This window comes from Candidatus Cloacimonadota bacterium, from assembly GCA_016932035.1.
In the GTDB taxonomy this organism is placed as follows: Bacteria; Cloacimonadota; Cloacimonadia; order JGIOTU-2; family JGIOTU-2; genus Celaenobacter.
Genome location: JAFGDR010000059.1, coordinates 46,266 through 54,442 on the forward strand (window position 1 = coordinate 46,266; position 8,177 = coordinate 54,442).

Consider the following 8,177-nt stretch of genomic DNA (forward strand, 5'->3'; position numbering starts at 1 on the left):
TTTGTGCCAAAAAAACGAATATTCGGGAAATTGTGTTTTTTCGGGTATTTGCTGGAAATAATCGAAACAATGACTGTACGGTGACAGGACAGCCATGTACGATATCGTACACTTTTTTAGAAATAGTTTGACAACCCTAATCCTGAAAAACAGTAATCTGTTGTTTGTTTATAAGACCCTAATATTTTTTTTAAATAATTTTTCAGGTTTGGTATGTTCTTTGCATAAATGAGAGAAAAAGCGGAGATCCAATATGAGTCAAAAATTTGGTAAGATACTTGTTGTCGATGATAAGGAAGATATCCTTTTTGCGCTGAAGCTACTTCTTAAAAAACACGTAGAAAAGATCCATACAGAGCAGGATCCGAGTAATATTCCTGAGCTACTGAAGAATGAGTCTTATGATCTGGTCCTTCTGGATATGAATTTCACTGCGGATATGAGTGGAGGGCAGGAAGGCTACTACTGGATGCAGCGCATCAAGGAGATCGATCCCGCGATTCTTGTGATATTCATAACTGCGTATGGAGATGTGGAAAAAGCTGTGAAAGCGATCAAAGCTGGAGCTACAGATTTTGTGCTTAAGCCATGGCAGAACGAGAAGCTTCTCACAACCATAAATACTGCTCTTAAACTCCGACAGTCACAAACAGAAGCAACCAATCTCAGGATGAAACAGAAGGAATTGAGTGCTGCGCTCGATCAGCCGTTCAGTGATTTTATCGGCGTGTCCGTAGAAATGAAGAAAGTTTTCGCAACCATTCACAAGGTTGCAGCAACCGATGCCAGCGTGCTTATTCTTGGTGAGAATGGTACAGGAAAAGAGCTGGTAGCGCGTGCTCTTCATAGGAACTCCAATCGAAAAGATGAGGTTTTCATAAGTGTCGATCTCGGTTCTATTAACGAAAATCTTTTTGAAAGTGAGTTGTTTGGTCATGTGAAAGGGGCTTTTACCGATGCTAAGAGTGACAGAACCGGTCGTTTCGAAGTGGCTTCAGGTGGTACTCTCTTCCTTGATGAGATTGGGAACCTGTCCATGCCGATGCAGGCAAAACTGCTTACAACTCTTGAAAAGATGCAGATTACACGTGTTGGTTCCAATAAGATCATACCCATCAATGTGAGAATGATCTGCGCAACCAATATGCCGATCCATGCCATGACTCAGGAGAATACTTTCCGTCAGGACTTACTCTATAGGGTAAACACTGTTGAAATTTACCTGCCGCCCTTGAGAGAAAGGATTGAAGACATTCCCCTTCTTGCTGAACATTTCCTGAAAATCTATGCGAAAAAGTACAACAAAGTAATTGAATCGATAGGGGAAAGAGCAATTAAAAAACTGGAACTCTATCCGTGGCCCGGGAACATAAGAGAGTTGCAGCATGCTATTGAAAGAGCTGTGATCCTTAGCGATTCTCCTGTTTTATATCCCGAAGATTTTCTCCTTTGCGTGAAGGGTGATGAGTCTGATCAGGCAGGTTTTGATACCTATAACCTTGAAGATGTAGAAAAGTCGGTCATTCAAAAAGTGATACGTAAACATCACGGAAATATATCTCTTGCCGCAAAAGAGCTCGGGCTTACAAGGACTTCATTATACAGAAGAATGGAAAAATATGATCTATAAAAATTTTAAGATAAATGTGCTTTTCCGTGTGTTCCTGCTTCTTATTACACTCTTTCTCCTCGTATTTGTTTATTTCAGAACCAGTTTTCACATCACGTTGATATTTATAGGTGCATTAGTTGTTCTCGAGGTCTATTCTTTGATCTATTATATTGATAGAACCAACCGAGACCTAACAAATCTTCTCGACTCGATACAGTATTCTGATTTCAGCCGGACGTTTACGATCGAAAAGGAGAGTTCAAGCTACAAAGAATTTAAAAGCGCATTTAATAAAGTGATCACTAAGTTCAAGACTGTACGGGAGGAAAAAGAAGAGCAATACCATTACCTGCAGAATGTACTTCATCATGTTGGTATTGCTCTAATAGCATTCAGAAAGAACGGCAAAGTGGAGATGATCAATAATTTTGCAAAAAAGCTCTTCAGGATCAATAATCTCAGGAACATTCTGTTACTTGAAGATTTTAATAAAGAGCTAGTCGATACCATCCTGAAGCTGAAGTCCGGCGAACATGCTCTTGTTAAAGTGTATGATAATGATGAACTTCTCCAGCTTGCGATCTTCGCAACCGAGTTTACCTTGAATGAAAGGATTATAAAATTAGTCTCTATTCAGAATATTCAGCACGAACTGGAAGAAAAGGAAATGGAGGCATGGCAGAAACTCATTCGTGTTCTTACTCATGAGATCATGAATTCTATCACACCAATAGCTTCGATTTCTTCAACGATCAACTCCATGCTTCAGGAAATAGAGAGTGATGCTGATGTGAAGGACGCAGGAGATGTAGATCCGGAGACAATCGAAGATATAAGAGAAGCTTTAACAACGATCCATAAACGAAGTACAGGACTCCTTCACTTTGTAGAGACATATAGAAATCTTACCCGTATCCCCAAACCGAACTTTCAAATATTCCAGATTAAGAATATTTTCAACCATGTGGATGTGCTTCTTGAAGAGGAATTTAAATCAAAGAATATTGCTTTTTCTTACTCGATCTATCCACAGAGTCTTGAGTTGACAGCTGATGAGGATCTTGTACAGCAGGTTGTGATCAATTTGCTTAGAAATGCAATCCACGGAGTTGAGCTTAACGAGAAACCTTTGATAGAATTAAAGGCGTATGTCAGCGAGAGAGGGCGTGTTGTTATTCAGGTGGTCGATAATGGGACGGGCATACCAGCGGATTCGATTGAGAAGATTTTTATTCCATTTTATACGACTAAGAAGGAGGGATCTGGTATCGGGCTGAGTTTATCACGCCAGATCATGCGACTGCATGGGGGAACGATCACGGTGAATTCCGAGCCAAATGTTAAGACTGAGTTTACGTTAAGGTTTTAGAATTTCCAATAACCAATATTCAATAATCAGAATACATGTCATCATTGGACATTTCTTGCTTATCGTGGTGTAGCGAAGTAAAGACGGATTGATTATTAGTTATTCTTTCGATCTAATCCAGATTTGTATTTATCTATTTTGTGTTGTCAGCGAATGAACAAATTCCTGTGTTGTTCTGACTACCCGTTTGGCAAGAGAATCATTCAGAGAAGCGCAGATCTTAGCGCAGATTGCCATATCACTTTTTAGAAAGTTGAGAAGGTCCTCATAGGGAAATCGAATGATCACAAGCTCTTCAAGCGCTTTGACATATGCAGTTCGCTGAACCGGTATGATAAAATTTATCTCTCCGAATGTTTCACCATTGTACAATGTTGTGATGTGTTGTTCTCTGTTATTTTTATCAACAAAACAGATGGAGACTGAACCTTTTTGAATGACAAAAATGTCCCTGTTTTTATCGCTTTCCTCAAGAATATATGAGCCCGTCTTAAACGTTTCTTTTTTTGTGATCTTCAGAACCGAAGCTAACTCTTTGTCATTGAGATACTTAAGAAGTTCATTGTCGTTCTCACGGGTGAAAATGTTCATGAGAGTAAAAATGAGGGGATTGAGAATGATCTCAATCCCCGAAAATCTTATTGGAAACTCACCATAATGTGCGCGGCGAGTTTGTTTAATTCCTGAACCTGAAGTTTTGAATAGGTTTGGTCTTCTGAAGAATAGATTATGTCTTTTATTTTGCTAACATCTAGGATGGCATTCTGGTAATACTGCTCCTCAAGAAGATCTTGATCGGATATATTTGGCAGGTCATGCAAAAGAGCATTGACCACAGACTTGTTTGCAAGGATCGAGGTGATCTCAGGATCTTTGTAATTTTCCATGATAAGGTATGAAGCATTCTCAAGACCCCGTGTCCATCCACCGAACTGGATAAGAATGACGGAGTCAAAATTCTCTAGATTATATAATTCGTCTGTAACATCGCTTTCATACTCTTCGATCTTGGTTTCAACTTTTTCCCAGTCATTATCATCGAGCATGATCTTCAGGGAGTCTGATAGCTTGAGAAATTCATCACTCACATTAAGTATCTCGGCAAAGTTCACGAGCTCTTTTGTTATATCCAGCAAAATGTCTTTATTCTTAGCTTTTACTGCCATAAGTGCATCTGCAACATCTGCACCGAGATCAAAAGCAACCTGTGGAAGTGTTTTGGGATCCGGCTTGACCCTCATTTTCAAAACGCTGTTGAAATTTACACCAGAAAGTTTTGTCAGATCATCCAGGATCATTGAGAAAGGAACATGCTGGGTGTGATAGATCTTCACGATCACTTCACCTTCAGACACATCCTGCTTGGGTGCTTTTTCTTTTTTGGCGCAGCCAAGTATTGCAACAAGTACAATGAGCACTAAACAAATAAATCTTTTCATTCGTCCTCCGCAATCATACAATAAATCATAACTTCTTTTTATAAAAACAAACTATTAAAAAAATGCTGTCAACAAATCTATGGAAATGCATGAATTATTTAAACTTGAATCGTATGACAAAATAAGTGATTACGTTAATGAAAAATCCATAAATAAGGGCTATCAGTACATTTGAGTTATAGGTATTATACGTCTTACCAAAAAAGATTTTTTTACTGCTCAGGAAATGGTTCTTGGGATCGTTCAGGAACCTGCCGTCGATCCTTGAAACTGCAATATTGATGTCTTCATTCACAAATCTATCCGGGTCGTTATTCATCAGGAGTTTTGCTTTTTTGTTACGAATCATCTTAATAACTGCATTGAATTCAGAGAGGGGTATTTCATTTCTGGACTTCATATCAAAGAGCACGTCCTCTTGAATGTTGAGGTCGTTTAATTTCCGTTTATAGAAGTTTAGCTTCGCTTGTGCAGTGAACAAGCCTTCAAAAAGCCATCTCGATGGCATGATATGGCAGAACTCAGGTATGACTGATTCGGGATTTACTTTAACAACACGGTTCATTTTCTCGAACTCGATAACTGCACCGGCGAAGATCATCTGGGGAATAAGAACAAGCGGTAGGATGTTTATCATTGCTTTTCTGTCCTTAATAAGTGCAGATGCTAAAAGTCCAATCGAAAATCCGATAAAAGCAGAAAGGAGCAGGTAGCCGACATACACGAAGAAGACACCTCTTATTTCAAGGATAAATCCCGCAATAATACAATAAATTGCTGCCTGAACGAACGCAAAGATAGCGAGGGTAATATTTTTTACGATCAAATACAAACTGCTGCGAATACGAAGTTTCTTCTCACGCATGAGGATTCGCTTCTCGGAAAATATCTCATCAAGACTATTTGATAAACCAAGAAAGATGAACACAATAATCGATATGAAAATGAAGATCTTCATGTTTATATTCTGGGCAAACGAATAAGATTCTCCAGCTGGAGCATAGCGAAGCACAACCGAGATGAGAATCGCTAAAACCGGAGCTGCCATGAAGGTCACAATAAGATTGGTTCTGTTCTTAAGTTTATTGAGGATGTTCCGTATAAACAGGTAGTAGAATTGTGAGAAATATTCTCTCAAAGAAGTTTTTTTATGTGAGATGGTTTTTTTATTTAATTTTTCCTCAACCTCATCATCAGGAATATTTTTAGTCTTTCTCTTCATGAGTTCAAAAAGCTGATATTTTTCAAACTTAGCTTTCCAGTGTTGCGGAGGAAATTTTCTTAACTCCTCACGTGCACCTTCGATCGAATAAGATTTCTTATATACAGGATTGCCTTCAGAATCCAGGAGCGGGAATTGTATGATGTCAAAGAGATATTCTGCCATCTTTAATTCCTTTTTTCTGAGAAGACTACCCAAGCCATAACTTATCTGATCAAGCTCTTCGTTAAAATACGCAAAAACCTCTTCTGTACCACCGAAGAATATTTCAGTTCCTCTTTGATCGATCAAGAGCACTTTATCAAATTTCTGGAAAATATCGGGATTTGGCTGATGGATCGTGGCAATAACGATCTTTCCCTGATCTTTTAACTCGTTCAGAATATCTGTAATTTTCTCAGAATCCTTTGATGATAATCCAGAGGTCGGTTCATCAAGAATGATGATCAGTGGTTCGGCAAGAAGTTCGAGGGCAATATTCAAACGTTTGCGTTCCCCGCCACTGAGTTTTTTATCCATGATCGAGCCGACGATAAGATCCTTTTTATCAATGAGCCCTATCTGAACAAGGATATTATCGATTCTCTTTCTGAGCTCTTTGGAGTCGCGAATATGAGGTAGCCGTAACTTGCCGCAATAGAAGAGGTTTTCATAAACCGTCAGATTGTTGAAAAGCAGGTCATCCTGGGGCACATACCCAATATATTTCTGGAAATATGTATAATTTTTAAACAAATCAAAGTCATTGATAAAGATGGAGGCAGTATCCGGTATAATCTCACCGATCAGGCACTTGAGAAGCGTGGTCTTTCCACTTCCACTCGCACCCATTATGGAGAGGAACTCACCGCGCTTTGCATAAAAGTTTATCTCATCAAGAGCGACCTTATTATCATCCTTGAATGTGTATCGAAGGTTGTGAACTTCCATCTTGGTCACTTCGAGTTCAACCTTGAGGATGTCGAAGAACTTATTGAATCGGATCGTTGTTTTGCCTATGCTCACGACATCCTTGGCTAATTCGAATTCATGCTCTTTTTCGAGCGGTTGATGATTAAGATATATCTGCGGTGATTTGACGAGTGGATAGATGAAATAATCCTCATCCTTTTGCGAGATTTTAATAAGCGCATGAGCAGATTTATGTTCATTCATGCGGAAGAAATCTTCATAGCTTTCAAGGAAAAGCGTATCAAACCTGCGTTCATCTCGAGTAAAGGTGAGTTTTTCTGTGAGGATGTCAAGGGGGGCAAGTTCGATCACATCATTGATGATGAATCGGTCGGTGATCATAACTTCATGGGTTTTTCCATTTGAAAGCACAGTCTTGTTTTGCACGATCTTACCGTCAAAAATCTCGATCTTGAGCCGATTTCTATCTTGAAGAAAGTCAACGTCAAAACTCTCTTTTGTATATTTGATGACTTTCTCGATATCATCGGTCTTGTTGTGATAAAGTCTCATCACATCATCGTACGTTACTTCCACAGCATTTTCTGCAATATGATCTTTAAGGATAATTGCTTCATCCTTATGAAGTTTGAAAAGTGTATTCCGCTTAAGTGACTGCGAACCGATGCGGTACATGTCATCAACATAGGTTCCCACGAGGATAAGGTCTTCAATTGTCAGGATTATGAGTTTGTATGGTGTATGATTCTCGTCCCTTAAAAGGATATCGCAATGATGACTTTCTCCGAGGATGAGTGAGTTTATGAAGAGATTCTCATCGATATCCACAAGGAAATCCTGTAAATTGATCTCTAATGCGTCATTTTCCCCTTCGATAACATCGATGATCTGCGAGTAAAGACGGATATCAACCTCAAGTAATTCTACAACTTCGAGAATGTCCAATCTGTCCATGACGGAGAAATCGTCATTAATATGTGCAATAAGCAGAAGGTTGATGAGCAGCGTGATCTTGTCTGGGAAGCGCAGGTCGTTCTTGATGATGCTTATTGCTTGCTTCAGAGGTAATGGATTCTCAATAAGTAGCTGTATGTGATGGATGTGAATCTCTTCCTGACGGAATGTGGTTTTTATGATACGGTAGATCTTTTCCACATCATTTTTGGAAAGGTCTTTTTTGTTGAACCGGATCAGCGTGAGGTAAAGGGCTACAACCGCATTGATGATATCATCGATATTTTTGACCGGTGTTTTTTTGGTCATCGGGGATCCTTTGGAACGGAAGAGATATTTTCTTTCACATCTGTTTGGTAAAGAAGAGGGTAATTCATGTCAAATTTTTCGGAAATACAGATTTTTTATGAATTGGAATGCAGGACTGGATTATTGGAGATTTGTATCATTTGCATGTGAACGCGAGACCAGCAAGTTGATTTTTCCATATCTTTCAATCGGATGTGATCACAGTTTTAAAATTGGTAAAAATTCCTTTTTCAGGATATCGGGTGATTGGGGTATAAGATTTCTTGGCGGTAATGTAACCTTATCGTTGATATTTTGAACAAATTCATAAATTACTTGATTAAAAATTTATACCTTCCAAATCTGTAACAAATTAATAAA

5 protein-coding genes are annotated in these 8,177 nt (G+C 38.8%); 2 read left to right on the plus strand and 3 right to left on the minus strand.

Annotated elements, in window-relative coordinates; genetic code table 11:
- Positions 1-253: 253 nt before the first annotated feature.
- Positions 254-1,630 carry a sigma-54-dependent Fis family transcriptional regulator gene (locus tag JW794_09890; protein ID MBN2018421.1) on the plus strand — a complete coding sequence of 459 codons (1,377 nt, stop codon included), beginning with the start codon at positions 254-256 and terminating at the stop codon, positions 1,628-1,630.
- Complete coding sequence (locus JW794_09895) at positions 1,620-2,981, plus strand: GHKL domain-containing protein (protein MBN2018422.1); 1,362 nt, start codon at positions 1,620-1,622, stop codon at positions 2,979-2,981. Before JW794_09890 ends, JW794_09895 begins: the two co-directional genes overlap by 11 nt.
- A gap of 129 nt (positions 2,982-3,110) precedes the next feature.
- Here JW794_09895 and JW794_09900 read toward each other — a convergent pair whose 3' ends face one another.
- From JW794_09900 to JW794_09910, 3 genes are all read right to left on the minus strand, one after another.
- Positions 3,111-3,572: a cyclic nucleotide-binding domain-containing protein gene (locus tag JW794_09900; protein MBN2018423.1), complete on the minus strand. Its 462-nt coding sequence runs from the start codon at positions 3,570-3,572 to the stop codon at positions 3,111-3,113.
- A 47-nt stretch (positions 3,573-3,619) separates the two neighbouring features.
- A complete protein-coding gene (locus tag JW794_09905) occupies positions 3,620-4,420 on the minus strand; it encodes a hypothetical protein (protein ID MBN2018424.1) in 801 nt (266 codons plus the stop codon).
- Positions 4,421-4,514: 94 nt separating this feature from the next.
- Positions 4,515-7,817 (minus strand): ATP-binding cassette domain-containing protein, encoded by a 3,303-nt coding sequence (locus JW794_09910; protein ID MBN2018425.1) that lies wholly within the window; start codon positions 7,815-7,817, stop codon positions 4,515-4,517.
- Positions 7,818-8,177 lie beyond the last annotated feature (360 nt).